The 25,669-nt window shown below is 58.5% G+C and carries 22 protein-coding genes, 1 pseudogene and 1 riboswitch; of the genes and pseudogenes, 15 read left to right on the plus strand and 8 right to left on the minus strand.

What is annotated here, in order from left to right; translation table 11 throughout:
• Window positions 1–484: 484 nt before the first annotated feature.
• From VDP61_RS04595 to VDP61_RS04640, 10 genes are all read left to right on the plus strand, one after another.
• Window positions 485–2,137: an FMN-binding glutamate synthase family protein gene (locus VDP61_RS04595; RefSeq protein WP_323005773.1), complete on the plus strand. Its 1,653-nt coding sequence runs from the start codon at window positions 485–487 to the stop codon at window positions 2,135–2,137.
• Window positions 2,138–2,149: 12 nt separating this feature from the next.
• Window positions 2,150–2,326, plus strand: a complete 177-nt coding sequence (locus tag VDP61_RS04600) for a hypothetical protein (RefSeq protein ID WP_323005774.1) — start codon at window positions 2,150–2,152, stop codon at window positions 2,324–2,326.
• Between the two features lie 66 nt (window positions 2,327–2,392).
• Window positions 2,393–2,608, plus strand: a riboswitch (cobalamin riboswitch).
• Between the two features lie 128 nt (window positions 2,609–2,736).
• On the plus strand, window positions 2,737–4,698 hold the full coding sequence (locus tag VDP61_RS04605) for a TonB-dependent receptor plug domain-containing protein (RefSeq protein WP_323005775.1): 1,962 nt from the start codon (window positions 2,737–2,739) through the stop codon (window positions 4,696–4,698).
• Between the two features lies 1 nt (window position 4,699).
• Window positions 4,700–5,542, plus strand: a complete 843-nt coding sequence (locus tag VDP61_RS04610; RefSeq protein WP_323005776.1) for an ABC transporter substrate-binding protein — start codon at window positions 4,700–4,702, stop codon at window positions 5,540–5,542.
• Window positions 5,539–6,522, plus strand: a complete 984-nt coding sequence (locus VDP61_RS04615) for an iron ABC transporter permease (RefSeq protein ID WP_323005777.1) — start codon at window positions 5,539–5,541, stop codon at window positions 6,520–6,522. The genes VDP61_RS04610 and VDP61_RS04615 overlap by 4 nt, the downstream gene beginning before the upstream one ends.
• On the plus strand, window positions 6,519–7,274 hold the full coding sequence (locus tag VDP61_RS04620) for an ABC transporter ATP-binding protein (protein WP_323005778.1): 756 nt from the start codon (window positions 6,519–6,521) through the stop codon (window positions 7,272–7,274). Before VDP61_RS04615 ends, VDP61_RS04620 begins: the two co-directional genes overlap by 4 nt.
• 41 nt (window positions 7,275–7,315) lie before the next feature.
• Complete coding sequence (locus VDP61_RS04625) at window positions 7,316–7,960, plus strand: MotA/TolQ/ExbB proton channel family protein (protein WP_323005779.1); 645 nt, start codon at window positions 7,316–7,318, stop codon at window positions 7,958–7,960.
• Window positions 7,960–8,337, plus strand: a complete 378-nt coding sequence (locus VDP61_RS04630; protein WP_323005780.1) for a biopolymer transporter ExbD — start codon at window positions 7,960–7,962, stop codon at window positions 8,335–8,337. Before VDP61_RS04625 ends, VDP61_RS04630 begins: the two co-directional genes overlap by 1 nt.
• 3 nt (window positions 8,338–8,340) lie before the next feature.
• Window positions 8,341–8,718: a biopolymer transporter ExbD gene (locus tag VDP61_RS04635; protein ID WP_323005781.1), complete on the plus strand. Its 378-nt coding sequence runs from the start codon at window positions 8,341–8,343 to the stop codon at window positions 8,716–8,718.
• On the plus strand, window positions 8,715–9,569 hold the full coding sequence (locus tag VDP61_RS04640) for a TonB family protein (RefSeq protein ID WP_323005782.1): 855 nt from the start codon (window positions 8,715–8,717) through the stop codon (window positions 9,567–9,569). Before VDP61_RS04635 ends, VDP61_RS04640 begins: the two co-directional genes overlap by 4 nt.
• A gap of 244 nt (window positions 9,570–9,813) precedes the next feature.
• Here the strand turns inward: VDP61_RS04640 and ettA are convergent, their stop codons facing one another.
• Complete coding sequence (gene ettA / locus VDP61_RS04645) at window positions 9,814–11,469, minus strand: energy-dependent translational throttle protein EttA (protein WP_323005783.1); 1,656 nt, start codon at window positions 11,467–11,469, stop codon at window positions 9,814–9,816.
• A gap of 287 nt (window positions 11,470–11,756) precedes the next feature.
• Here ettA and VDP61_RS04650 point away from each other — a divergent pair, with 287 nt between their 5' ends.
• The gene (locus VDP61_RS04650) at window positions 11,757–12,365 is read left to right on the plus strand and encodes a nicotinate-nucleotide adenylyltransferase (protein ID WP_323005784.1); all 609 of its coding nucleotides are present in this window, start codon (window positions 11,757–11,759) and stop codon (window positions 12,363–12,365) included.
• A 76-nt stretch (window positions 12,366–12,441) separates the two neighbouring features.
• On the opposite strand, the gene VDP61_RS04655 is transcribed toward VDP61_RS04650, so the two are convergent.
• Both VDP61_RS04655 and VDP61_RS04660 read right to left on the minus strand, forming a co-directional pair.
• The gene (locus VDP61_RS04655; protein WP_323005785.1) at window positions 12,442–13,551 is read right to left on the minus strand and encodes a polyheme membrane-associated cytochrome C; all 1,110 of its coding nucleotides are present in this window, start codon (window positions 13,549–13,551) and stop codon (window positions 12,442–12,444) included.
• Between the two features lie 596 nt (window positions 13,552–14,147).
• Window positions 14,148–14,921 carry a DeoR/GlpR family DNA-binding transcription regulator gene (locus VDP61_RS04660; RefSeq protein ID WP_323005786.1) on the minus strand — a complete coding sequence of 258 codons (774 nt, stop codon included), beginning with the start codon at window positions 14,919–14,921 and terminating at the stop codon, window positions 14,148–14,150.
• 266 nt (window positions 14,922–15,187) lie between these two features.
• Here VDP61_RS04660 and glpD point away from each other — a divergent pair, with 266 nt between their 5' ends.
• The 4 genes and pseudogenes from glpD (at window position 15,188) to VDP61_RS04680 (ending at window position 19,208) form a co-directional block, all read left to right on the plus strand.
• Complete coding sequence (glpD, locus tag VDP61_RS04665; protein WP_323005787.1) at window positions 15,188–16,786, plus strand: glycerol-3-phosphate dehydrogenase; 1,599 nt, start codon at window positions 15,188–15,190, stop codon at window positions 16,784–16,786.
• A gap of 90 nt (window positions 16,787–16,876) precedes the next feature.
• Window positions 16,877–17,122, plus strand: a pseudogene (locus VDP61_RS04670) (glycerol kinase); the annotation flags it as partial.
• 71 nt (window positions 17,123–17,193) lie between these two features.
• Window positions 17,194–18,165: a glycosyltransferase family 2 protein gene (locus VDP61_RS04675; protein ID WP_323005788.1), complete on the plus strand. Its 972-nt coding sequence runs from the start codon at window positions 17,194–17,196 to the stop codon at window positions 18,163–18,165.
• Window positions 18,166–18,209: 44 nt separating this feature from the next.
• Complete coding sequence (locus VDP61_RS04680) at window positions 18,210–19,208, plus strand: glycosyltransferase family 2 protein (protein ID WP_323006031.1); 999 nt, start codon at window positions 18,210–18,212, stop codon at window positions 19,206–19,208.
• Between the two features lie 110 nt (window positions 19,209–19,318).
• On the opposite strand, the gene VDP61_RS04685 is transcribed toward VDP61_RS04680, so the two are convergent.
• The 5 genes from VDP61_RS04685 to galU are packed head-to-tail and all read right to left on the minus strand — an operon-like array spanning window position 19,319 to window position 25,617.
• Complete coding sequence (locus tag VDP61_RS04685) at window positions 19,319–20,707, minus strand: nodulation protein NodH (protein ID WP_323005789.1); 1,389 nt, start codon at window positions 20,705–20,707, stop codon at window positions 19,319–19,321.
• 4 nt (window positions 20,708–20,711) lie between these two features.
• Entirely contained in the window at window positions 20,712–22,409 is a 1,698-nt protein-coding gene (locus VDP61_RS04690) for a beta-1,6-N-acetylglucosaminyltransferase (RefSeq protein WP_323005790.1), read from the minus strand.
• Window positions 22,406–23,416 (minus strand): glycosyltransferase family 2 protein, encoded by a 1,011-nt coding sequence (locus VDP61_RS04695; protein ID WP_323005791.1) that lies wholly within the window; start codon window positions 23,414–23,416, stop codon window positions 22,406–22,408. Before VDP61_RS04695 ends, VDP61_RS04690 begins: the two co-directional genes overlap by 4 nt.
• A gap of 58 nt (window positions 23,417–23,474) precedes the next feature.
• Window positions 23,475–24,716, minus strand: a complete 1,242-nt coding sequence (locus tag VDP61_RS04700) for a glycosyltransferase (RefSeq protein WP_323005792.1) — start codon at window positions 24,714–24,716, stop codon at window positions 23,475–23,477.
• Between the two features lie 4 nt (window positions 24,717–24,720).
• Window positions 24,721–25,617 (minus strand): UTP--glucose-1-phosphate uridylyltransferase GalU, encoded by an 897-nt coding sequence (gene galU, locus VDP61_RS04705; RefSeq protein WP_323005793.1) that lies wholly within the window; start codon window positions 25,615–25,617, stop codon window positions 24,721–24,723.
• Window positions 25,618–25,669: the final 52 nt, after the last annotated feature.

Consider the following 25,669-nt stretch of genomic DNA (forward strand, 5'->3'; position numbering starts at 1 on the left):
CGCAGGGCGACAAAAACCTCTGTCGTGGCCCCGAAGTTTGGCCCGCCGGGGGCGTTGCCAAAGGGCGGCGATAGGCGCATTTGGCTATAACCACCCGCATCTTGCGGGCCCGTTCGCCAAGCAAAGCCTAGCGTGGCCGAATGTATAGCGCAATGTCTTCGGGCAGGGGCGCGACCCTCAAAGCGGCCCAAAAAAGGCAAGGCCAAAAGCGGCATTTGTGACAGGGCCGGTTCTGTCGGGGCAAGGGCGCGCGCATGCGGGATCGTGGGGGGGCAAATGCGCGGAACGGGGGCGATCTGCGCGGTTCAGATCAGGTGCGGCGGCGCGCGGCCTGACAATGGCCTTTAGGGCACGCAAGAACTGTTTACGACAGCCACTCTGGACTGTTTGCTGTGTTCGTGACAGCTTTACGCAACAGAATCCAATGCAGCTCGACAGGCGCGCGCCTCCGGGCTGTTTCACTTTGACATTTCGGGGGCTTTCGATGCGCTCAACCTATCTCCAGAAACGCTACAGCCTGCTGGGTGTGGCATTTGTCGCGGCCCTGGTTTTTGCCGTGGCCGCCGCCGCCACGCTGTCTGGCTGGATGGTCTTGCTGTTTGCAGTTTTTGCGGCGCTGTTTGCCTTGGGGGTTTATGATGTTATTCAGGCGCGGCACGCGGTTTTGCGCAATTATCCGATTATCGGGCATATCCGCTATCTGATGGAATCGATCCGCCCCGAGATCCGGCAATATCTGTTGGAAAGCGACCGCGACGAAGAACCTTTCAGCCGCGAAACCCGCAGTCTGGTCTATCAGCGCGCCAAAGGCGTCGAGGATAAGAAACCCTTTGGAACCTCTGAACGGGTTTACGATTCCGGCTATGCCTGGGTTACCCATTCGATCAACCCCAAGCACATAACCAACAGTGATTTCCGGGTGCGGATTGGCGGCAAGAACTGTCTGCAACCCTATGACGCCTCAATCTACAATATCTCTGCGATGAGCTTTGGCGCGCTTTCTGCCAATGCCATCAAGGCTTTGAATGCGGGCGCCAAAATAGGTGGCTTTGCGCATGATACGGGCGAAGGCGGCATCAGCATCCATCACCGTCAGGGCGGCGCGTTGATTTATCAGGTTGCTTCGGGCTATTTTGGCTGCCGTAACGACAAGGGCGGGTTTGATCCGCAGAAATTCGCGGCACAGGCCGCTGATCCGCAAATCAAGATGATCGAGATCAAGCTGAGTCAGGGCGCGAAACCCGGCCATGGCGGCATGCTGCCCGCATCCAAGATCACCCCCGAAATTGCCGCCGCGCGCGGCATCCCGATGGGCATTGATTGCGTATCCCCTGCCGCGCATAGCGAGTTTTCGACCCCGTTGGAATTGATGGACTTTGTGGCGCGCTTGCGTGATCTGTCGGGTGGCAAACCTGTCGGCCTGAAGTTGTGTATCGGGCATCGCCGTGAATTCATGTGCATGGTCAAGGCCATGCTGCAAACGGGTATTTCCCCCGATTTCATTGTCGTTGACGGCAAGGAAGGTGGCACCGGCTCTGCCCCGCTTGAATTTGCCAACCGCGTCGGCATGCCGATGCTGGAGGGCCTGCATTTCGTTCACAACACCTTGCGCGGCGCGGGTTTGCGCGAAGAAATCCGTATTGGCGCGGCTGGCAAGATTGTTACCGCCTTTGATATCGCGCGGGCCTTGGCGCTTGGTGCAGATTGGTGCAACTCGGCGCGTGGTTTCATGTTTGCGATCGGGTGTATTCAGGCGCAGGCCTGCCATACCAACAAATGCCCGGTTGGCATTGCCACCCAAGATACGCTGCGCCAGCGTGCGCTTGACCCCGACGACAAAAGCACCCGCGTCGCCCGTTTTCACAGCAATACCCTAAAGGCTTTGGGTGAGATCGCAGGCGCGGCCGGGCTGGATTGCCCGAATGATTTCCTGCCGTATCATCTGATGTTTCGGCAAACGGATAACGCATTTCGTGACGGAAACGAGGTCTATGCCTATCTGCCCGAGGGCTTTTTGCTGAGCAAAGACCCGCATCCAGACCTGCGCGAGTGGCAAAGCCGCTGGGGCCGCGCTGCCGCTGACAGCTTTGCGCCCAAGGAAATTCCGCATGGCCCCTTCAGCATCGCTGCGCAATAAGGCCCGCATGATTTGCGTTTGATCGGCGGTTTTGCGGCTGAGGTGGACGGTATTGCCCTGATGCCCTTGCTTGCACGCGAAGATATGGGGTTGGCCGTTCTGCCCGAAAGCCGTTATGTCGTTATGATCAAACGCAAATTCCCCAATGCCTTGCGTGCCGGGCTGTTGTCGGCCGCGGTGCCAGTGTGAATTCTGGCCAGGAAATCTGATTGCGGGGTTATCTTCACGCCCTCTTCACATCCGGGTGGATTCTCGTTATCTTGACCTTGCTTTGGTTTGGGTGGTTCAGCCGCCCAATTAAAAGGGAACGCGGTGCGGTGCAACTTTCAGGCACCAATACCGTGACTGCCCCCGCAACTGTAAGCGGAGAGCGAAGCCGGGATTGACCACTGTGGCGCAATGCGCTGCGGGAAGGGCCGGCCAAGCGATGATCTGCAAGTCAGGAGACCTGCCTGAGCATTCACCCTGTTCGACCGCGAGGGGCGTGTCGGGCTGCGGAGCTTCCGCGCGTGGTGATTTCACCGGCTGCGGGGGCACCATCCCTCCAGTACCATTTGTTTGATCTGGTGGCCGTGATTGGCCGCTACTGAGGGTTTGAAATGCTGACGTCTTCCTTGCGCACCGCCTTGTTGGCCACCGTTGCCACATCCCCATTTCTTGCGACGGCAAGTATCGCCCAAGAGGCCTTTGATCTGGGCGAGATCATCGTTTCGGGCGGGCTCAGCCCGGTTCAGGCGCGTAATTATGGTCACGCGGTCAGCATTCTGACCGAACAGGATTTGAAAGATCTGGGTGCCACCTATGTTTCTGACGCTTTGCAATCGGTTCCCAGCGTCACACTTTCCCGCACAGGCGGGGGCGGTGGCCTGACCGAAGTGCGGATGCGGGGCCATGAGGCACAACACACCTTGATACTGATTGACGGTATCGCCGTGGCGGATGTCAGCACCGGGGCCTATGATCTTGCGGGCATGTTGACGGCGGATATTGCCCGGATCGAAGTGCTGCGTGGCGTGCAATCGGCGATTTACGGGTCCGAGGCGATAGGCGGCGTTATCTCGATCACCACAAAGCGCGCCGAGGCGAACGGTGTTTCCGGCAAGGCCGGGGTTCAGTTCGGGTCGGATGGTAGCAAGGATGCAAATTTTGCCCTGCGCAGCAAAAGCGACCGGGGCGAGCTGGGCTTGTCTTTTGCCGGGCGTTCGACTGATGGCTTTGATATGTCGGGGACTGCCGGCGGGGAAAAGGATGGCAGCATAAACCGCACTGTCAATCTGAATGGCAGCTACAACCTGACCGATAGCGTTTCCATCGGCGCGACCCTGCGCCACACCAATCGCGATGCCGATGGCGATGATTTTGTCTGGGGCGCACCAAACGCGGCTGGTCTTGTCAAGGATTCCGCGGCTGACGGGTCTGTTCAGGAAACCTATGGTTCGGCCTATCTGCAGGCGGATGCGATGGGTGGTCGGCTTTCCAACCGGATCGAACTGACCTTTGGGGCGATCGACATTCAGGCGCGCAACGCTGCCCGAGTGAAAAACCTTGATACCACGGGCCATCGCCAAAAACTTGCCTATACAGCGAGTTACGCACTGGATGCCGCCAGCCTTGCCGATGCAAAGCAGATTGTGACGGTTTCGGTGCAACATGAAAAGCAGGATTACAAGCACAATGATGCGGCGGCCTTCCTGTTTGGCCCACCGCCCGCCTCGGCGCTGCAAACCACCAAGCGCGCCCAAACTTCTGCCGTGCTGGAATATCAGGGGCAGTTTGAAAATGGCCTGAGCCTGCAAGCCAGCTTGCGGCATGACAACAATGATGGGTTCAAGGATTCGACGACTTATTCGATGGGCCTGTCCTACACGCTGCCCAATGGCACGACGCGGCTACATGGATCGGCGGGAACCGGGGTGCAGAACCCGACGATCATTGAGCAATTCGGCTATTTCGCGAATTTCCGCGGCAACCCGAACCTTACACCCGAAAAAAGTCGCAGTTTCGACTTTGGGGTAGAACAGCAGATCATGGATGGGCGGGGCAGCATTGACGTGACCTATTTCAATGACCGTCTGACAGATGAAATTGGCGCGGATTATACGGTGACACCGAACGTAGCGATCAATAAAACCGGGAAAAGCAAGCGTCGGGGGGTAGAGGTTGGCGCCAACCTGAACCTGACCGACCGTGTAAATGTCGTGGCCGCATATACCTGGACCGATGCCCGCAATCCTGACGGCTCGGTAGAGGTGCGCCGCCCCAAGCATGATGCCTCTGTTCGCGTCAACTATACCCTGGCAGATGCGCGCACGCGCCTGAACCTTGGGCTTCGCCACGTCGCGGGCAATTATGATGTTGATTTCACCAGCCCGTCTTTTGGGGGTGGCGTCGTAAAGCTGGGCAACTATTCGCTTGTCGATTTTGGTTTTACCCATGCGCTGACCGATACGGTGACGCTGACAGGCAAGATCAACAACGTGTTCGATAAAAAATACAATGAGTTGGACGGCTACAGCACCCAAGGCAGAACGGCGTTCCTTGGCCTGTCGACCGTGTTCTAGGATGCGGTCACGGGCGCGTATCAGCCTTGTAATATTGGCCTTGGCGGCGGGGTTTTTCAGCCCTGCCGCCCTTGCTGACATCCCGCAGCGCGTGGTGTCGATGAATCTTTGCACCGATCAACTGGCGATGCTGATCGCAGCACAGGGGCAGCTTGTCTCGGTTTCGCGGCTTGCGACTGACCCGCGCAGCTCTGCCATGGTCAATGAGGCGAAGGGGTTTGTGCAAAATCAGGGGTTGGCCGAGGAAATCTATCTGATGCACCCCGACCTGATCCTTGCCGGCAGCTTTACGGCGCGGGCCTCGGTGGACATGCTGCGACGGCTTGGCCTGCGCGTCGAGACGTTTGAACCGGCCTATTCGCTTGACGATGTTGCCGACCGCATTACCCAAATGGGCGATGCTTTGGGCCGACAGGATGCGGCGGCGCAAATCGTGGCCGATTACCGCGCCGGGTTGGCGGGTTTTCAACAGCAGGCCGGCCGCCGCCCCCGCGCCGCCCTGTTTTCGGCCAATGGCTATACCGCAAATGACGATACCGTCGCAGGCCAGATCCTGATCGCGGCAGGCTTTGACAATATCGCAGCCGAGGTGGGGGTTACGGACACCGGCGTTCTGCCGCTGGAGGTTCTGGCGATGGCCGCGCCCGAGGCGGTGATTACCTCTACCCCGTATCCGGGCGCGTCACGGTCCGAAGACATCATGGATCACCCGGTGATCACGGCCTTGCGCGCCCATAGCACCAGCGGCAGCTTTAGCGATGCCGATTGGGTTTGCGGCACGCCTTTCGTCTTGCGCGCGATTGGGTCCATGGTCGAATTGCGCCATAGCATGAGGACGCCATGATGCGGCTGTTTGCGGGTCTTGCGGGTCTGGTGCTGGCGCTGTTCTGCGCCTCGCTGCTGATCGGCCCAGCGGGGATTGGCCCGGTGGAAAGCCTGCACGCGCTGATATGGGGGGGCGAGGGCCCCATGGTGTTGGTAATGCGCGAGATCCGCCTGCCGCGCGCCATTCTGGCGGTGCTGATTGGCGGAGGGCTGGGGTTGGCGGGGGCGGCGATGCAAGGGTATCTGCGCAACCCGCTGGCTGATCCGGGGTTGATCGGGGTGTCTGGATCCGCCGCGCTGGGGGCGGTTGTCGCCCTGCAAACCGGGCTGGCAGCGGTTACTGTGCTGGCGTTGCCCTTTGCGGCGCTGGCAGGGGCGGTGGTCGGGATGGTTCTGGTCTTGGCTTTGGCGGGGCCGCGCGGGTCTTCGCTGACGCTGATCCTTGCAGGTATCGCGATTTCTGCACTGGCGGGGGCGCTGACGACGCTGGCGTTGAATCTGTCGCCCAACCCCTTTGCCGCAAGCGAGATTGTGTTCTGGATGATGGGCTCGCTTGCGGATCGGTCCATGACCCATGTCTGGATCGCGCTGCCGCTGATCGTGATCGGTGCGGGCATGCTGGCAACATTGGCGCGCGGCCTTGATGCGCTGACATTGGGCGAAGATGCAGCCGAGGCGATGGGCATCAGCCTGTACCGTCTGCGTCTGACCTTGATCCTTGGGACGGCGGCGGTGGTCGGCGCATCTACAGCGGTGGCGGGGGCGATTGGTTTTGTCGGGCTGGTGGTGCCGCATATCCTGCGTGGCTTTGTTGGTGCGCGGCCGGGGGCGCTGTTGTGGGCGTCAACCCTTGGCGGGGCGCTTATGCTGCTGACGGCTGATATCGCCGTGCGGGTGCTGCTGCCCGCGCGCGACCTGAAATTGGGGGTGCTGACGGCGCTGGTCGGGGCCCCTTTGTTCTTGCATCTGATCTACCGCACCCGGAGAGAGGGGCAATGACGCTGCTTTCCACCAGCAACCTAAGTGTGACATTGCGGGGCCGTGCGGTTTTGACCGATGTGTCCCTGACCCTTGCGGCGGGCGAGGTTGTCGGCCTGATCGGCCCCAATGGTGCCGGAAAAACCAGCCTGATGCGTGCGGCCCTGGGGCTGTTGCCCCATCGCGGCGCAAGTTCGCTGGCGCGGATGTCGCCCCGCGATAGGGGGCGCGCGGTGGCCTGGATGCCGCAAACCCGTGAAATCGCCTGGCCCGTCAGTGTCGAGACGTTGGTCACTTTGGGCCGCACACCGCATCTGGCCCCCGGCCAGCGGCCCAGCGACGCTGACCGCGCTGCCGTCACCCGCGCGCTTGACCGGATGGCGCTGGGCAGCCTGCGCCATCGCACGGCGACCCGGCTGTCGGGTGGGGAACAGGCCCGCGCCCTGATTGCCCGCGCCCTGGCCCAGGAAACCCCGCTGCTGATGGCGGATGAACCGATTGCGGGCCTTGACCCCGCGCATCAGATTGCCACGATGCACTGCTTTGCCGGGCTGGCAAAGGGCGGCCATTCCGTCCTTGTCTCATTGCATGATCTTGGCCTTGCTGCGCGGTTTTGCACCCGGCTTGTGGTGCTGGACAAGGGCGTGATCGTGGCCGATGGCACAGCGCAAACCGTGCTGACCCCGCAGCTTTTGCGGGACACATTCGGCATTACAGCATGGTTTGAAACCACATCCCAAGGCCCGGTTTTTCAACCGCTGGAGGTGGTCTGATGCGATTCACCCGTCCGGTCCACTGATAAAAGGCAAAGAGCATGCAAATCAACCTTGCCACCCTGCGCGCGTTTCTTGATACCGGCGGCCCCGCGCTTTGGGCGATTGCGGGGCTATCGGTGGTTACGCTGGCGATTATCCTGTGGAAGCTGTGGGGGCTGTTGCGCCTTGGCATTTGGTCAATCGCATCGGCAGAGCGGGCATTGGCGCAGATTTGTGCCGGGCAGACGGCAGGTGCAACGGGCCGCGGCATATATGCCCGCTTTGTGGCGGATGTGGTGGCGACCCGCCGTTTGCCCGATGCCGCCGCCCGCGAGGAAACGGCGCGCTTGGCCCAGCATGTGCTGGGGCGGTTGCGCAGCGGCCTGCGCCCTTTGGAATTGATTGTTACGATTGCGCCGTTGATCGGGCTTTTGGGCACCGTGCTTGGGATGATCGAGGCGTTTCGGGTTTTACAGGAAAGCGGCGGGCAGGGCGACCCGTCGCTGCTTGCAGGGGGCATTTGGGAGGCGCTGTTGACCACGGCGGCCGGTATGGCCGTTGCTATCCCCGCTGCTGTCGCGCTGTCATGGTTTGAAAGCATCGCTGAAAGCGCACAAAACCGGTTAGAGGATATGGCGACCCGCATTTTCACCCAGTCCGCCCAGGCGGCGATGCCAGTACCACAAAACAAGGCGGTCGATTGATGTTTTGTTTTGGTGAACAGCGCAGGCCGCGCCGCCCCAGTCTGACACCGATGATCGACGTGGTGTTTTTGCTTTTGGTGTTCTTTATGCTGGCCTCGCAATTCGGGCATGACAAGGCCTTGCCCATCGTTTCAGGTGGCGGCGCGGCAAACTATGACGGCCCCCCGAGGTTGCTGGAGATTTCGCCAGAGGCGCTGGCGCTGAACGGCGTTCCGGTAGCAGTGCCAGACCTTGCGCGCCGCCTTTCTGCGCTGACCAACAGCCCCGATGATATCATCATCTTGCGGCCAGATGCCGGGGCCAGCCTGCAACGTCTGATCGACGTTGCCGAAACCCTGAACCGTGCCGGCTTTGCCCGGCTTGCTGTGGTGGAATAGGCCATGCGCTTTGCCAGACCATCCCGCCGCGCTATGCCAGAGTCGGTTGTGCCGATGATCAACGTGGTATTTTTACTGTTGATCTTCTTTCTGATGTCGGCGCGGCTGGCCCCGCCTCCGCCTGTCGATATTGACCTGCCTTATGCCGGATCGGATAAAGCTGCGGATGATGCGCTTGTGCTGTATCTTGGCGAAAGCGGCGTTGCGATGCTGGATATGGTGGGGGATGCCGTGTGGCAACGGCTTGCTACGGTTGAGCCCGGTCAAACCCTGACGTTGCGGGCCGATGCGGCCTTGCCGGGCGTCGATGTGGCGAAAACGCTTTCGCGGCTGGCGGGCCTTGGCCTTACCCAGGTTGAACTGTCGGTGCGTGCAAAATGAAGGCGGTATTGGAATTTGGCGGGTTTCTGGCGCTGGCATTGGGCGCACATCTGCTGATATGGCAGGCCGGTACCACGGGCGGCACCATAGGCGAGGCAGGTACGGCAGGCCATGCCGGGGCGGACACGCTGGCGCTTGCCGGGGCGGATGCCGATTTGCAAGATCTGGTCGCCGACTGGGATAGCCCGCCGCCGCCTGCCATCACCCCGGCCCGATTGCAGCCGCCTGCACCCGATAGCGCCCCGCAGATGCCGCTGGCCCAACAGACTGCGCCGGGTTTGCCGGTTCCCCCGCCCTTGACGCCGGCCTTGCCGACCGAGGTTATGGATACAGCGATGGTTGCCGATACCTTGCCGCCCCCCCAACCACCGCCGCCCCCCAAGCTGCAGCCGCCGGTGCCAGAGCCAAAACCAGAACCCATTGCCAAACCGGCAAAGCCTGCGGCACCAGTGGCAAAGCCGAAAGCCGCAACCAAGACCGAGCGGGCCAAGGGGCAGGCAAGTAATGCTGCAGGCCAGACCAGCGCAGGCCAGAACGGCGGCGGCCAGAAAAAGCCCGGCACACAGGCCCAAGCCAGCGAAATGGCGCGCTGGGGGGGGGCGATCCGCAAGAGCATTGAGCGAAGCAAGCGTCGGCCCGCAACCGGCAACGCCAAGGGTGCGGTGTCGCTGGCCATCAGCGTTTCGACCAATGGTGCGCTGACCGGGCTGGCGGTGGCCAAAAGTTCGGGTGACGGCGTGCTGGACCGTGCGGCCGTTGATGCGGTAAAACGCGCCCGCTTGCCCAAGGCCCCGGCAGATATTCCCCCCGGCACCCACAGGTTTACGCTTTCGGTGTCATTTACGCGTTAGGGCGTTTCGACCCTGGTTTGCAAACACTGCCCGGCACGCGTTGAAGTTTTCAATTTCAGGCAGCGATATATGCGCAAGGGCCAAGGCGAAACGCTTTAAGGGGCTGGGCCAGGCCTTGATTGCATGCCTTTGTTCCTGCCGCCCCCTGCCAGGAATGGCCTTGTTGCGCGGCAGGCCCTGAAGGCCCATGTTTCTTGGGCCAGTGAATACCCAAGAGACTATGGACCTTACAGGTTTGGGCCGGTTACCTGCTGAACCGCTTGTACTTTGCCCGCTTTGGCTCCAACGCATCCGGCCCCAAGCGGCGGATCTTGTCTTGTTCGTAGTCTTCAAAGTTGCCTTCGAACCATTCCACATGCGCGTCGCCTTCAAACGCGAGCATGTGGGTGCAAAGACGGTCGAGGAAAAAGCGGTCGTGCGAAATGATGATGGCGCAGCCGGCGAAATCCTCAATCGCCTGTTCCAGCGCTTGCAGGGTTTCCACGTCCAGATCGTTGGTCGGCTCATCCAGCAGCAGCACGTTGCCGCCAGAGCGCAGCAGTTTCGCCATATGCACGCGGTTGCGTTCACCGCCTGAAAGCAGGCCGACTTTTTTCTGCTGATCGGTGCCTTTGAAGTTGAACGAACCGGCATAGACGCGGCTGTTCACCTCCATGTCGCCAAGGTGGATAACCTCGGCCCCGCCCGAGATTTCCTCCCATGCGGTGGCATTCGGGTCAAGCGCGTCGCGCGACTGGTCAACATAGGCCAGTTGCACGGTGTCACCCAGGGTGATCGTGCCCTCATCCGGCTGTTCCTGGCCGGTGATCATGCGAAACAGCGTGGATTTGCCCGCGCCGTTCGGGCCAATGACGCCCACAATCGCACCGGGTGGCACGGTAAAGCTCAGATCCTCGATCAACAGCTTGTCGCCCATATGTTTTTTCAGGCCGACAACCTCGATCACCTTGTTGCCCAGACGCTCGCCGTTGGGAATGACGATCTGTGCGGTGGTGGCACGTTCCATGACGGTTTGGCCGGCCATTTCATTATAGCGGGTAAGACGGGCCTTGCCCTTGGATTGGCGGGCCTTGACGCCAGAGCGGATCCACTCAAGTTCCTTTTCCAGCGCCTTTTGCTTGGTCTTGTCTTCGCGCGATTCCTGCTGCATCCGCTTGGCTTTTTGCTCCAGCCATGACGAATAATTGCCCTCGTATGGAATGCCGCGGCCACGGTCGAGTTCCAGAATCCAGCTTGTGATATCATCCAGGAAATAGCGGTCATGGGTCACGATCAGGATCGTGCCTTTGTATTTCATCAGGTGCTTTTGCAGCCAGGCAATGGATTCGGCGTCCAGGTGGTTGGTCGGTTCGTCCAACAGCAGCATGTCGGGTTCTTCCAACAGCAGCTTGCACAGCGCCACGCGGCGGCGTTCACCGCCTGAAAGGTCTTCGACATTCGCGTCATCGGGCGGGCAGCGCAGCGCATCCATCGCTACGCCAACGGTCGCTTCCAGTTCCCACAGGTTGCCAGCGTCGATCTGGTCTTGCAAGGCGGCCATCTCATCGGCGGTTTCATCCGAATAGTTCATCGCCAACTCGTTGTAACGCTCTAGAATTGCGGTTTTGTCGGCCACGCCAAGCATTACGTTTTCTTTCACCGTCAGGTTCGGATCAAGATGCGGTTCCTGCGCAAGATAGCCAACGCGTGTGCCCTTGGCCGCCCATGCCTCGCCCTTGAAATCGGTATCGATTCCCGCCATGATTTTCAGCAGGGTTGATTTACCCGAACCGTTCACGCCGACCACACCGATTTTCACACCGGGCAGGAAGTTGAGGTGAATGTTTTCAAAGCATTTCTTGCCACCGGGATAGGTCTTTGACACGCCGTCCATGTGGTAGATATATTGATAGCTGGCCATGATCTTGCTCCATCCGAGGCATATTTACCGCCTCATGTAGTCAATCTGGGCCAGAAGGGCAATCGCTTGCGCGTGGGCAAAAGTGTTTCCGGTTCTTGTTGAAACCAGCTTGGCACCAGCCCGTCGCAAAGCTGCGGCTGTTTACATTGGCCTTCAGGGCTGGGTGCCGCTTTGGTTTTTTGGCCGGGGAATGGGGCGGCCAAGGGCCAGCAAGCCGGGTCAGCATTGTATTTGCCGCAATCTTGGGGTCAGCATGGCTTCAGGAAATTAGTGGGTTATAGCAGGCAATGCGGCAAGGCTTTCCAATCGCGACCAAAGGTATGAAAATCGGGCTTTTGGGCGGTTCGTTTGACCCCGCCCACGAAGGCCATGTGCATTTGACGCATGAGGCGTTGAAGCGCTTTGGGTTGGACCGGGTGTGGTGGCTGGTCAGCCCCGGCAACCCGTTGAAAGCCCGACAGCCTGCGCCGATGACGGAACGTCTGGCGCGGGCGCAGGGCGTGATGGATGACCCGCGGGTCGTGATTACCGATATCGAGGCGCGGCTGGGAACCCGTTACACCGCGCAAACGCTGGCGGCCTTGATCCGGCATTACCCCGAAGTGCGCTTTGTCTGGCTGATGGGGTCGGATAATCTGGTGCAGTTTGATCGCTGGGACCATTGGCAAGACATCATGCAGATGGTCCCCATCGGCGTATTGGCCCGGCCGGACAGCCAAATCGCAGCGCGGTTGTCAAAAGCTGCCACAGTGTATCGGCGCGTGCGCCTGGCCGAGGGCTCGGCGCGACTTTTGGCAATAGGGCCGCCGCCGCGCTGGTGCTTTTTGGACATGCCGTTGCGGAGCGCCTCATCCAGCGCGATCCGGGCGCGGGGTTGCTGGCGCCCAAAAGGCTGAGCGATTTTGCCATGGCGTTGCTACGGTCCGGTTCGCGCCTTGCGTGCCGTGCGGCCAACATCAACCGTGGCGCCGGTTACGGCCGGACCATCCCGGCCATATCAACCGCTACCGCCTTGCCCAGATCGGCCATGCTGTCTTGCAGCAGTTGGATCGCGTAATGCGGGTTATGGGTGTAGGCGCCGGGGTCTTTGGCGATGAACTGATAGTTATAGGCCGCTTTCAGCAGGCGCGGCGTCCAGCTTTGATAGCGGTTCGGAAAGATCGCCTCGCCGGGGGTCACCGCGCCATCGCCATTCGTATCGACAAAGAAATACGGAAAGGCGTGGGGGTCATAGACGACAGGTGTTTCCGCAACCTCGGCGGCGTATGTCTGGATCGCGGCCCCCAGCTTGGCGTGCAAGGTGGTGATCGAATGGGCAATGCCTTGTGCCATGTCGCCTGTTCCGGTCACGTCAATCGCGGTGCTGCGAATATCGGAATATTTGGCGGCCTCTTTGTGGCAGGTGATGCAATTCTCCATCGGTTTTGGCTTCAGGCTGTGTTGGTTGTGGCATGACAGGCAGGTCGACGGTTCCTCTTTCACATGGATGAACGTGCCGGCATAGGTCTGGCCGTCATATTGATAGCCGCCCGCCGCCACGCTGCCCATCTGGGTCGCTGCCGCGGCTTTGTAATGCACGTTGATAAAGGTCAGATCGCCCGCGACCACATCATCCTCGCGCCCCGCAACCGCTGCGGTTACATCGGCACCTGAGGCGCGGCCCTGATGGCAGGTGGCGCAGATCGCCTCTTTGCCCAAGCCATCGACACGCGCGCCGGAAGGGAACACCACGCTTTGCAGCGCCATGGATTTGGGGTTGTGGCAGGTCACGCAATCCACGGTAGAGCCAAGCGGTTGCGGCTGGTCGATCACATTCACCGCGCGCAGATCCGCGCCCAGATAGTCGATGATCCCGCGGCTGGTGTGGCAGGTCGAACATTCCTTTGGCACCATGCGGATGTCTTCATCATTCCAGTGCTTGAAGGCCTCGGCGCTGCGATCGGCATGGGGCGAGGACAGCCAAGCCTCGGTGATCTTTCCCAGATCGGGCTTTTTCTTTTCCTGCGCCGTGGCCGAAAAGCCAACGGCGATCAGGCCGCATAAGATGATGCAAGGCGCGAGTGTTCTGGTTAACCAATGCATGGTGATCCCCCTGAGAAAGCCGCTTTATGGGCATTGTGCTTTCAAGAAAGTGGTCGGGATAAATTTCAATGTCATTGCGGCAGATCATTGCAGCTTGGCGCGATCGTCAATCCTTTGCGTGCCGGATACGCCGCGCTGCGAATCGAAAAGCCCGCACCACTCTGGCGCGCGCTGTCGGGCCTTGCTGGCGGTGTCGCTATGGCACGGCGGGTTTGACCTTGGCTTTGGCCGTGCCTGACTTTGGCAGGCCTGTGGCGGGTGAGTGGCCGCGCTGGTGGGGTTGCCCAGTGCCAACACCCGCCACGATCTTCACGAATTTATAGTGTTTCGACTTTGGCTTGAAATGCTGACCACCACATAACGCACTGAAAAATTTGATTTCAGGCGGCGGCAGGTGGGCGAGGGTCACGGCGAAACGCCTTGGATTGCGCCCGAGGGCTGCCCGCACAAGGTCGCAGCCTTGCGTGGCAGGCTGGCGCGATATTTTGAAGACGAGCAGGGCCGATCCGGGGCAAAACCCGCGCGCCTGACGGCTTCTTTGGGCGGTGACCCGTTTTGTGGCCCCGTAAGATTGACAGGCCAGCGGCCAGCGCCCTTCAGGGGGGGCAATCGGCGGCGATCACAATCGCTGTATTGGCAGCGGCACATTTCGCCAAAAGCTGTGGGCTGACAGGCGTGTCGGTGAAGAACGTGTCAATCTCGGCCAGCGACACGATCCGGGCCGGTGCCGAGCGTTTGAATTTTGAATGATCGGCAACCAGAAAGGTGCGCCGCGCCTGCGCAATGATGGTTTGGCTGACGATCACCTCTTGAAAATCGAAATCCAGCAAATCGCCGTCCTGATCCAGCGCCGAGCAGCCGATCACCGCAAAATCAAACTTGAATTGCCGGATCGTGCCAGAGGCCAGATGCCCCACAAGCCCACCATCTGACCGCCGCAGCATCCCCCCTGTCACGATCACATCGCAGCCCGGATTGGCGGCAAGAATCCCCGCCACATTCATGTTATTGGTTACCACCAACAGCTTTCGGTGCCGCAGCAATTCCCGGGCGACCGCCTCGGTGCTGGTGCCGATGTTCAGAAATATCGACGCGCCATCCGGGATCTGGGCCGCACAGGCGCGGGCGATGGCGGTCTTGGCACCCTCATTCAGGATGCGGCGGTCTTCATAGCCGATATTGGTTGTGCCCGAGGGCATGATAGCGCCGCCATGCACGCGTTGCAATTTGCCGCTGTCGGCAAGCTCGGTCAGGTCGCGGCGAATGGTTTGAACGGTGACGCCAAAGCGTTCGGCCAACCCATCAACGGTCACGCGCCCCTCTTTGCGGGCAATATCCAGAATGTCTGGCTGACGGAAACTTTGAGACATGTGGCGAATCCTCCTCACCCAAGACTGTTCCCTTATGTTCGCTTTTTCAAGAACAACCATGATTTTGATGTAAATCTTCGCTTTAATTGCTGCGCCGCGGCTTCGCAAGCGGCCTTGCCCGCTCAAGGCTCGATGGAAAATCAATGGCCTAGCGCCGCCATTCAGCCGCAAGGCAAAGAAAGAACAATTTCGAAGGAATTTCTTGCAATAACGCGCATTCTGTGTTTCGTTAGGGGTAGCAAATATTCATTTGGCGGGGAGGCCGGATGACAGCCCAACCTCCATCTTATCCGGTAACGGACCTGTTCATCATCGGCGGTGGCATCAATGGCTGTGGCATTGCGCGCGATGCGGCGGGGCGTGGGTTAACCGTGGCCCTGGCCGAAATGAACGACCTCGCCTCGGCCACCTCCAGCGCCTCTACCAAACTGTTTCATGGCGGGTTGCGCTATCTGGAATATTGGGAGGTGCGTTTGGTGCGTGAGGCACTGATCGAACGTGAAACCCTGCTGCGCGCCATGCCCCATATCAGCTGGCCAATGCGTTTTGTGCTGCCATATCATAAGGATATGCGGTTTGAAGGCGACACGCCCACATCCAGGCTGTTGGGTGTTGTGATGCCCTGGATGAAGGGGCGCAGGCCCGCCTGGCTGATCCGGTTGGGCTTGTTCATGTATGACAACCTGGGCGGGCGCAAGATTTTGCCGGGAACGGTTACCCTGTCCTTGCCCGGCACGCCGGAAGGTGCCCCGATTGAGGATCGTTTTACCCGCGCCTATGAATATTCCGACTGCTGGATTGAGGATTCCCGGCTGGTCATCCTGAACGCGCGCGACGCCGAGGCGCGCGGGGCCAAGATCATGGTTCGCACGAAAGTCATTTCGGCCCTGCGCAAAAACGGCCTGTGGGAAATCACGTTGGACCGGGATGGCCAAACCGAAACGCGTCACGCGCGGGTATTGGTGAATGCGGCAGGCCCTTGGGTGGGCGATGTGATACAGCAAAAACTGCGGATCAATTCAACCGAAGGCGTGCGCCTGGTGCGCGGCAGCCATATCGTGACCAAACGGCTGTATGAGCATGACAAATGCTATTTCTTTCAGGGAACCGATGGGCGCATCATTTTTGCAATCCCGTATGAGCAGGATTTTACCCTGATCGGCACGACCGATGCCGAACATGACAGCCCCGATCACGCGCCTGTCTGCACCGATGCGGAACGCGACTATCTGATTGATTTCGCGAACAGGTATTTCAAGCAAGACATCATGGCCGCGGATGTGGTCTGGACCTATTCGGGCGTGCGGCCCTTATATGATGACGGCGCCAGCAGCGCGACAGCCGCGACCCGGGATTATACTTTGAAAGTGGATGCCAATGGCGGCGCGCCCATTCTGAACATCTTTGGCGGTAAAATCACCACCTATCGCCGCCTTGCCGAAAGCGCGATGGACAAGATTGCAGATCACTTTCCTGGCCTGCCCGCAAAATGGACGGCGGGGGTGGCGCTGCCGGGCGGGGATTTTCCGCATGACGGGGTGCCGGATTTGATTGACAGGCTGCGACAGGATTATCCGTTCCTGACCGCCTTTTGGGCGCGGCGCCTGATACGGGCCTACGGCACCGAGGCGGCTGAGGTTTTAGGCGATGCCCGCGAAGCTGATGATCTGGGCCGCGACTTTGGCGCAACCCTGACCGCACGCGAGGTGGCGTGGCTGATGACCCACGAATATGCCCGCCGCGCCGAAGATGTGGTCTGGCGGCGTAACAAATTGGGGCTGCGAATGGACGCAGCACAAATCGCGGCACTGGATGCGTGGATGCAGGCCGATAAAACGGAATTGATGAAGGCGGGGCGCAGATGATCCCCGCAGCAAGCAGGTAAAAAGAGGGTGAAGGTGCAGCCTGTTCTGGCGATTGATCAGGGAACCACGCCCCGCCGGGCGATCCTGTTTGATGCCGCGATGCAGTTTTGGGCCGATATTATCGGGGCAAAGGCAGACCGTCCGAAGGGGGGTGAAACGACCGCATTGGGGGCGGCATGGCTGGCAGGGCATCGGGCCGGCCTCTACCCCGATCAGGCCGGGTTTGCCGCGAACTGGGCTTTGGAGCGGGTGTTTGCACCGCCAATGGCTGAGGGCCTGCGCGCCGAGAAATATGCGGCGTGGAAACGGGCCGTTGTGGCGACGATGGCGTTTTGACTGCAGGCAGTTGCTATCGCTGGGATATTGAGATAGCGCGCTTGCATGGGGTCTGTTGAGAAAGGCGCGCGATGGTTCGCAAAGATCGCACATATTCGTATTGCCTTTTGACGTATAATCAGTCGAAAACAGTGGCCGCCGCCGTAAAAAGCGCCCTCGACCAAGATTGCGCAGCTATGCAGATCGTGATTTCCGACGACTGCTCAAAAGATGATACGTTCTCTATCATTCAGCAAACCGTCGCGGGGTATGCAGGCCCTCATCATGTGGTCCTTAACCGGAATCAACGAAACCTTGGCCTGGCAGGGAACATAGATATTGTTCACGGCTTAAGCGCTGGCGATGTCATTATTGCTGCGGCTGGTGATGATACCTCACATCCAAGCAGAAGCCGGCAGATCATGCGCGCGTTTGAGACGGATGACTGCCTTCTGGCCTGTTCGCGTGCCGTGGTTGTTGACCCGCAAGGTGTTGAATTGCAGGGGGATTTTCACAAGGCCACCTTTTACCAAGGCTGGGATCTGGCCAAAGTGGCTGGTTCAAATTCTCTCTATATCGGCGCTACCGGGGCATGGGCGCGGGAATTATACACCAAATATGGAGCCTTTGATCCTGCGGCCTATGAAGACCTGGTGTTGGGGTTTCGGGCCGCCCTTGAAGGCCGTATCGCTGTGATCGACGAAAAGCTGGTCAATTACTGTCTGGGCGGCGGCATCACCAGTTCGGCTGATTACTTTGACGATCTTCATGCGTTCAAAGCCCACAGAGCCCAGAGCTATGTGGTTGCTTCGGCCATCATGCGGCAACGGTTGAAAGATGCCCAGACCTATGGGTTGGAGGCAAGCTCTGCCGTTTGGGCGGTTATTCGCAAAGCGCAGACGCGCGCGGCGATTGGGCTGTCATATTACCGGGGGACGCGCGGCGACTTGTTTTTGCACGCCCTTCGCCACCCTTTTCTGGTGCTGGATACCGTTTACTCTGAGCGCCGGCGCTGTCGAAAAATGCTGCGCAGAATGCGAAAGCGCGCGGGGGGGCGGCAGTGACAAAACCACATGTCGAAACCAAGGGGCCAAAAATCTCGGTGGTGATGCCGGTCTATAATGGGGCCGCATTTCTTGAAGAGACGTTGGAGTCTTTGAGAAATCAGGACTTTGAAGACTATGAGATACTTTGCATCGACGATTGTTCGACAGATCACAGCGCCCGCTTGCTTGCGCAATACGCTGAAAAGGATGGCAGATTTCGATATTTCAAGACCCCGGAAAACCTTGGGATCGTTCCAAAGGTCATGAACTTTGCCGCCCCATTGGTAAGGGGGGATTATTTTGCATATACCTCTCAGGACGATCTTTATTCAAAAGACTGGCTGAATTCTCTTTACCAGCGCGCGCAGGTGACAAAGGCAGATGCCGTGCTGCCGGATGTCGAGTTTTTCTTTGCGGGTCGTGCCGACAATCACAGGATTGTGGGCTTGAACGGCGACCGGAGTGCCATTTTATCGGGCCGTGATGCGTTTGTGGCATCGCTGGATTGGCGCATCGCTGGCAACGCGCTGTGGAAATCGGCATTTCTGAAAGAGATCGGCTTTCAAGACTTTGGAATGTTTGCGGATGAATATACGGTAAGGAGCTTCTTTCTGGCCTGTGATACGGTTGCATTCTGTGACGGTGTTTTCTTTTATCGGCAAGATAACCCGGATGCCATTACCAAAAAAGTCAGCGCGAAAACTTTGGATGCGGTTCACAATACCTTCATGTTGTGGCGTTTGGCCAAGGAAAACAGCTTTGATGAGACCATCTGTGGGCCAATGGCATATAAGACATTGAAGTCGCTCATACGGGCTTATGCCCTCATTTTTCGGACCCCTCAGCTTCAGCCCTACATATATAAATGCGACGCGGTTTTTGAGGCGTTGCAATCGGATGGTTTCAGGGCCTCACTTGCGGCAGGCCTTCGCTCTGACAAGGGTTTTCCGCTGCGGTTTGTTTATCTGCGCGCGCAAAGTTCTAAAAAATACCTGCTTGCTGTGGCGCGTGTCAAAGCCGTATTTGGCGCAGTGATGCACGGCAAGCGTCGGCGCGGATGAGACTGGGCCAATAAGGCCGCGCCAATAAGACTGGGCCGGAGATGCGGGTTGCCCGACGGTTTTTCTTGGCAAGGGCAGGCCATATAGCCTTGAAAATGTTCTATCCGCCCTTAGCGCCAATCTGAAAAGCCATATCCCATATAGTCGCGGGCATAGGCATCACGGGCTGTGGCCTCGATTTCGGCGTCGTAGATTTCGGCCAAAATATCGCGCGCTGGATCAGCCAGGCCTGGCAGGGGGGGGCAGGTCACACCGATTTCGGCAGCAAGAAACCCAAGGCCCATTGGCAAACTCTCTTCGCGCAGCACCAGGTCCGGGCCTTGAAACTGCGCGAAGCCCTGAAGCACGGCGGTTTGGCTGGCAAAATGCGGGTCTATGCGCAGGCCGGTCTGGCCCGCGACGTTGAGTTTCAGAAAACGCAGAAACTCCAGAAAGGCTTGGCGATGATCGGCGATTGGCAGGGTGTCGCCGATCTTTGGCAAGGCTATTTTATAGGTTTTGATCAGACTTTCGCGGATATGCGGCAACGCGCCCGTGAGGATATGGCTGCAAAATCCGGCATGCGCGCGGGCGACCGGGTGGCGTAACACCGTAAAGCTGCGGTGTCTGGGGGTTTTCCGCAGCCATTGGCGCAAGGATTTCTGGTTGAAATTATCCGCAATGGGCCCCAGACCCGTCAGCCACTGGGCTATCTCTGCCTCGGGCCCGCCGCGCATGGGCATGTAAAGCGCCGCGCCGGCAGCCAGAAAAGACGGGATAGCTGGGGCGCGGCGGGGTTCAAAATTTGGGGTGCGGGCAAGGTTGAACCGGTCAAGCTGCGATAGCGCGACCGCCATTTCCTCAAAGTTTTCAACCTTTTCGGAAATATCTTCGGGGTTTTGCTTTTTCAAGGTGGCATCGGGGGCCGTCAATGCGGCTTCAACCCCCAGAAAACGCGCGAGTCCGTTAAGAACATCGGTATCGTTGATGTCTTCATAATCTATGTAGAACGCGGTTTGACCACTGGTTTGCAGCCCATGCATCAGCCGCATTTGAAAGGCTTGCAACTGCGCGAGATGGGCTGTGAACTCGGCCGTGTCAAAATGCGCCTTGGCGGTTTTCAGCCGTTTTGCTTGCGTCAGCTTCCACTGGCCAGTGGCTTGGGCAATTTTCCAGCTGACATAGCTTTCGACCGGATTGCGGGTCAGGATGATCTTGGCACAACACGGATCAGCAAGCACGCCGGGCAAGATACGGGGGTCATGGTCGTGAAAATACCGAAACCCCGACAAGCCGGGGCTTTGCGCGCGCATTTGGCGCAACAACAGGTCCGGGTCCGCCTCACGCTGTTGCAAGGTGATGCCAAAAGCCTCGGTCTGGTTCAGCTTGCCGATGAAATGCGGATTGAACGCCTCGCCGTGGCAGGCGATACCGGGGATGGCATTCAGATTCGCCTCCAGGAAATTACTGCCAGTGCGCATCTCTGCAAGCAGGACAAAGCTGTCAAATTTACGTTCCAAGGGATTACTTTACCAAATAGGGCCGGCCACGGCGGGCGGCGTTTTGTTGCAGGTCATCATTCGCCGGAAAGTCACCCATCAAGAGGGGTTGCATGCCCTGGTTGCGCAGATTTTGCAAGAATTGCCCAAAGCCTGCAAGGTCTGTCATGCGGGGGGCCTCGGTCAGGCGGCGCAGGGCGCGGGGGCTGATCTCATCGACGATGGTCTGAAGGGGCTCCATCGGGTTTTCCACAAAATCCGCAAGGTTCCAGATGCGGGTCTGCGCCTTGGTCCAGGGGCTGCGCAAAATGTTGAGATGCACCTGCTCCAACCGTTGCAGGCGCGCGGCCTCTGCCCGAATTTCAGAAAAATTCAGGTTGGATTTGAAAAGCGGCACAGCCCAGGCCCCTGAAATCACCGAGATGGTAGCGTTGGGGTCACTGCTGAGTTGCCAATTGATTTCCTGATTGTCGGCGGGGCCAAATTGAAAGCACTGACGCTCGCCACGGGTATTCCACAGCAGATTCGAAAGGAAGCTTTTGGGGTTGTAATCGCGGATTGCAGGCGCGTTTGACATTGCACCGTTATAGACAGTCTCTCCACCCGAGAATTCAACCGTCTTCAATGAAAACAGATGTCCGTGTACACGCGTCCCGGTCATTTTGCCGAGCCAGGTTTCAAAATTCTCGAACAGTTCCGAAAACCCTTCAAAAACAGAGTAGGGCGAGGCACTTTTGCCGTTTTCCCAGTTATCATTGGGAAAACGGCTTTGCATATAAAGACCCGAACGGCCCTTGGTCCGGCGCTCGACGGCCTTTGAAAAAAGGCGGTCAATCTTGCCGGGGTTGGGTTCGGCAGCGGCTTGGCCGGCACCGCCTTCGGTCATGAACACCCGGTAGAGTTTCTTGGCATGTGGCCATATTTTACGGGCGACAAAGCAATCAGACCGCCGCAAAAGTTGCAAATGGTCATCGTAGAAAATATGCGGTTTGCCCTGAAAGTCGAATTTAGACAGGGTAAGCGAGCGGCTTTCAATGTTTGACGAATAGCGCCGGACCAGCGTTTGAAAATAAGATTCGTCGGGTATCCAAACCCGCCGGAAATAGCGATCAATCTCGCCCCGCTCGGGGTCTTCGAGAATGGCTGACAGGGTTTGGCGTGTCAGGCACCACCATTGGCTACCCAGATGCGGCACAACTCCGTCTGGTATTTTGCGCTTGAACCCAACACGGCGTTGCAGGCGGACATAGCTGTCAAACAGCCGCCGTTGGCTGCGCCATGAAAAGGGAAACCGCAGGGTAAATCGCTCAAGGTCAAGGCCGCCGACAGTCCAGCCGACATCGGATGTGGTCACCGATTCAATGAAATCGGTGCGGGGGCGATCATCAAGATAGGCGACAAGTTCCCGGACCGGCCGCAAAGGCAGGCACGACCCCGAGGCAAGGTAGACATGCCGCACGCCAGGAAACTCTTTCAGCATGATGGTTGCAGCACTTTGGGTTGCAGCAACGATACCCCAGGTGCCCCATTCACAAGCGTAGCGGCGCGAAAACCGAACATCCGAAAGGTTGGCCAAACTTGCTTGCAAACCGTCGAAATCGGCCTTTGGAACCCGCTTGTCGACATGAATCACGACCGGGCAGCCGCGATCAACCCAATGGCGCGCAACCTGTGCCGCGCGGTCAAGGGCGGTATGGCACAGCATGACAATGCCCATGCTCATACCCAGTTTCCTTTGGATATCAGCCCCAGAATTTCAAGTTGCCGCCAGTTGATGTATTTTTCCGACCACTTGCACCACATGTCGGGGCTGTCGTTCAGCCCGGCCTTATAGGCTTTGTATTCATGGCTATTGGCGTAATGTTGGCGGCGCAGCATCTCTTCCTCGGCCTTGGCTGCGAATGTATCAAGGAATTTTGCATGTAACAGGCAACCACTGGCCTTTTCGCCGCCCCATTCGTCATAAACAAGGTTAAGGCCGCGCGGCAGCAGCATATGGGTCGAGGAGGCATAGGCATATTGGCGCTGCCATTTCACCAGCGGAATCTTGTTCAGCGCGGGCGCGCGTTCGGGGGCATCTGCAAAGAACATGCGCGCCCGCGGGCCACCCTGAATCCATAAATTGCCATAGCGGCTGTTGCGGGTGATGGTGTAATTGCCGCTGTCAAACCATTGCGCAATCTCGAACGGGTCCTGGCCTTCACGGTAGGGCTGCGCGCCGATCGGTCCCTTGGGGTACATATCAAGCAGCATGGCCGAAAAGGATTTGATGGACGAGGCATCCAGCCAATCGGTCAAGGCGCGCAGGGGGCGGGTATCGCAAAACGGGTAGACAAAAAATTCGTCAGGGTCGACAACCAGCGTCCAATGGTCATGCGCATAACGCATTTGAAGCCAGTTCAGCCAATCCACGCCAAAGCGCGCGCGCTTGTAGCTATGCGTGCTGTGCCAAAGCGACACATCTTTTTGGTCTTTGAGATAGTCACGCGACCCATCGTCACTGTCATTGTCGACGATCAGGAAATGATTGACCCCAAGGTTGCGGTAATAATCCAGAAAGAACGGCAGCCGCACGCGTTCATTGCGCAGAGTTGAAAACAGCAGGATATCGGCAGGTTTGATGGTTTGAACCCGGGTTGCGACCGGCCTCAGCTCCCTCCGCTTGCGGAAGGCGCGAGCAAGCCAGCGTTTGCGCGCCAGTCTTAATCGGTATCGTGAAAATATGCTCACACCTTGCTTTCCAAAAAATACCGCCACATCAACGGGCTAACGAACATAGTCTTTACCCCTAGCAGCCGAGGCTTAAAACGCTCTTGAAATGTGCATCCCAGCGCGGAATTGCTACCGCTGACATGTTTTTTGCATCCTTCTGTCGCGGCACCACCTGTCCCGGTGTCCCGTTCCGATCCTTTAGCTGAATGATTGTTTCCATCCAAGAATACCTGTCATCCAGGCTTGCGTAAACGGGGTAATTGCCCAGAGTCTCATGATAAATTGGCAAAGGTGGCACAATAACCGCGACGCCAAGACTGGCGGCTTCCAATGGCGGCAGGCCATACCCTTCAACAAGGCTGGGAAACAGCAGGGCGCAGGCGTTTGCCAACAGATTTGCCACAGTATCATCCGGCAGATTTGCCATCTCAAACACGGTTTGGTTGCGGAAAGGCTGCGTATCCAATCGCTGAAAGACGCGTTCATTCATCCAGCCCCGGCGTCCAAGAATAAGCAGATGAGGGATTTCAGCCAGCGGAAGATCACGATGCATCGTTTCCCATATGTCCAGCAAGAACGCGTGATTTTTACGCGGCTCAATGGTGCCGAGCGTGACAAAATACGGGTGGTTGCGCGCCGGGCTGGCGTTGGGCTGCAATGGGGAAATGCCCAAGGCGGCAACCGTGCCGGCTGGCACGCGGCCGTGGCGGGCAAAGTGGCGTTCGGTTTGGGTGCGCGTTGTCTTGGCGCTATGGATAACCAGATCGGCCCCCCGCGCCACCGCTGCCAGCTTTTTGTCAAAGCGGGCAATGGTATTGGGGCGGGTAAACTGGGGGTAATCAAGCGGAATGGTATCATGGATCAGCACCACCACGCGTGACGCACCGCCGGACTTCAGGGCGCGAAACGTCCGTGGGTCCAGGTTTGCGTGCCCGGTATTGAAGCTGGTAAACCCCTGCGGCAGATGCCGCCGCAGGGTTTGCGCCAAACGAGATGGGCGGCAGCGGGCCAAGGCCAGTTTACGCAGGGCGGTTTCGGCGCGGGCAAGCAGTGGGTCACTGCGGCGGGTCAGCCGTGACAAAAGATCGGCGGCGGGAAGCGGGTCGGGCTGATGCAATAGGCTGTGAAGCCCAGCCATCCCGCCTCGATCCAGCAAAAAAAAACCCAATGCGCCCCGGATAACGCCAAAAACAGGCGAGGAGAGCGTGAGGAAATGCGCAAGATAGGCGGCCTCAACCCGGTCAACCCCGGTCGGCTGTCCCTTACCCAAGCGCGACACCAATCGCGTCAGATCAAGCAGCCGTGCCGGGGGGTGCATGGTTTTACTGTGCCGCCTTTTGCTGTGCCAGCAGATCATGCAGATAATCCGCAAATTCTGCTTGCAGATCTTCACGGGCAAGGCCGAAAGCCACGGTCGCCTGCAAAAAGCCAGCCTTGGAGCCGCAGTCATAGCGCTGGCCCCGGAATCGGAAGCCGTAAACGCTTTCCTCACTACCGATTTCTTTTGCGATGGCATCGGTGAGCTGAATTTCACCACCCGCGCCTTGCTTGATGTCATTGAGGTTGTTCAACACCCTGGGTGACAGGATGTAGCGACCAATAACAGCAAGGTTTGATGGTGCTTCATCGGCTTTCGGCTTTTCCACCATGCCCTTGGCGCGAACAATGTCGCCCATATCGTCGGCCACATCCAGAACACCATAGGCGCTGACCCTTTCGGGGGCAACTTCCATGGTTGCGACCATATTGCCGCCGGTTTGGGCATAAGCCTCGACCATTTGTTGCAGGCAGGGTTTTTCGGCAGCGATCACATCGTCGGGCAGCAAGACGGCAAAGGGTTCGTCACCAATCAGGCGGCGGGCGCACCAGACGGCGTGGCCAAGACCCAATGGACGGTTTTGACGCACATAAGCGATGGCCCCGCTGTCCATGTTGGTATCTTTAAGCACCTCAAGCAGTTCTTTCTTGCCTGCATCGCGTAGTCTCGATTCCAACTCGGGGGCGACATCGAAATAATCCTCAAGCGCGGATTTTCCACGCGAGGTGACAAAGATGAATTCTGTGATGCCAGCCGCGCGCGCTTCGTCAATCGCATATTGAATAAGCGGCCTGTCAACCAAGGTCATGATTTCTTTTGGAATTGACTTGGTTGCGGGCAAAAAGCGAGTGCCCATTCCTGCGACCGGAAAGACAGCCTTGGTGATTTTCCTGGTTTTCATTTGCACGACCTAACCCAATTTTGTTGCGTTTTTTTGATTGTATACTCTTGTG

The organism is Pseudorhodobacter sp., from assembly GCF_034675685.1.
Taxonomy (GTDB): domain Bacteria; phylum Pseudomonadota; class Alphaproteobacteria; order Rhodobacterales; family Rhodobacteraceae; genus Pseudorhodobacter.

Coding starts and splice junctions, on each gene's coding strand:
- VDP61_RS04595 (WP_323005773.1), top strand. CDS start 485: ATGCGCTCAACCTATCTCCAGAAACGCTACAGCCTGCTGGGTGTGGCA.
- VDP61_RS04605 (WP_323005775.1), top strand. CDS start 2,737: ATGCTGACGTCTTCCTTGCGCACCGCCTTGTTGGCCACCGTTGCCACA.
- VDP61_RS04610 (WP_323005776.1), top strand. CDS start 4,700: ATGCGGTCACGGGCGCGTATCAGCCTTGTAATATTGGCCTTGGCGGCG.
- VDP61_RS04615 (WP_323005777.1), top strand. CDS start 5,539: ATGATGCGGCTGTTTGCGGGTCTTGCGGGTCTGGTGCTGGCGCTGTTC.
- VDP61_RS04620 (WP_323005778.1), top strand. CDS start 6,519: ATGACGCTGCTTTCCACCAGCAACCTAAGTGTGACATTGCGGGGCCGT.
- VDP61_RS04625 (WP_323005779.1), top strand. CDS start 7,316: ATGCAAATCAACCTTGCCACCCTGCGCGCGTTTCTTGATACCGGCGGC.
- VDP61_RS04630 (WP_323005780.1), top strand. CDS start 7,960: ATGTTTTGTTTTGGTGAACAGCGCAGGCCGCGCCGCCCCAGTCTGACA.
- VDP61_RS04635 (WP_323005781.1), top strand. CDS start 8,341: ATGCGCTTTGCCAGACCATCCCGCCGCGCTATGCCAGAGTCGGTTGTG.
- VDP61_RS04640 (WP_323005782.1), top strand. CDS start 8,715: ATGAAGGCGGTATTGGAATTTGGCGGGTTTCTGGCGCTGGCATTGGGC.
- ettA (WP_323005783.1), bottom strand. CDS start 11,469: ATGGCCAGCTATCAATATATCTACCACATGGACGGCGTGTCAAAGACC.
- VDP61_RS04650 (WP_323005784.1), top strand. CDS start 11,757: ATGCGGCAAGGCTTTCCAATCGCGACCAAAGGTATGAAAATCGGGCTT.
- VDP61_RS04655 (WP_323005785.1), bottom strand. CDS start 13,551: ATGCATTGGTTAACCAGAACACTCGCGCCTTGCATCATCTTATGCGGC.
- VDP61_RS04660 (WP_323005786.1), bottom strand. CDS start 14,921: ATGTCTCAAAGTTTCCGTCAGCCAGACATTCTGGATATTGCCCGCAAA.
- glpD (WP_323005787.1), top strand. CDS start 15,188: ATGACAGCCCAACCTCCATCTTATCCGGTAACGGACCTGTTCATCATC.
- VDP61_RS04675 (WP_323005788.1), top strand. CDS start 17,194: ATGGTTCGCAAAGATCGCACATATTCGTATTGCCTTTTGACGTATAAT.
- VDP61_RS04680 (WP_323006031.1), top strand. CDS start 18,210: ATGCCGGTCTATAATGGGGCCGCATTTCTTGAAGAGACGTTGGAGTCT.
- VDP61_RS04690 (WP_323005790.1), bottom strand. CDS start 22,409: ATGAGCATGGGCATTGTCATGCTGTGCCATACCGCCCTTGACCGCGCG.
- VDP61_RS04700 (WP_323005792.1), bottom strand. CDS start 24,716: ATGCACCCCCCGGCACGGCTGCTTGATCTGACGCGATTGGTGTCGCGC.
- galU (WP_323005793.1), bottom strand. CDS start 25,617: ATGAAAACCAGGAAAATCACCAAGGCTGTCTTTCCGGTCGCAGGAATG.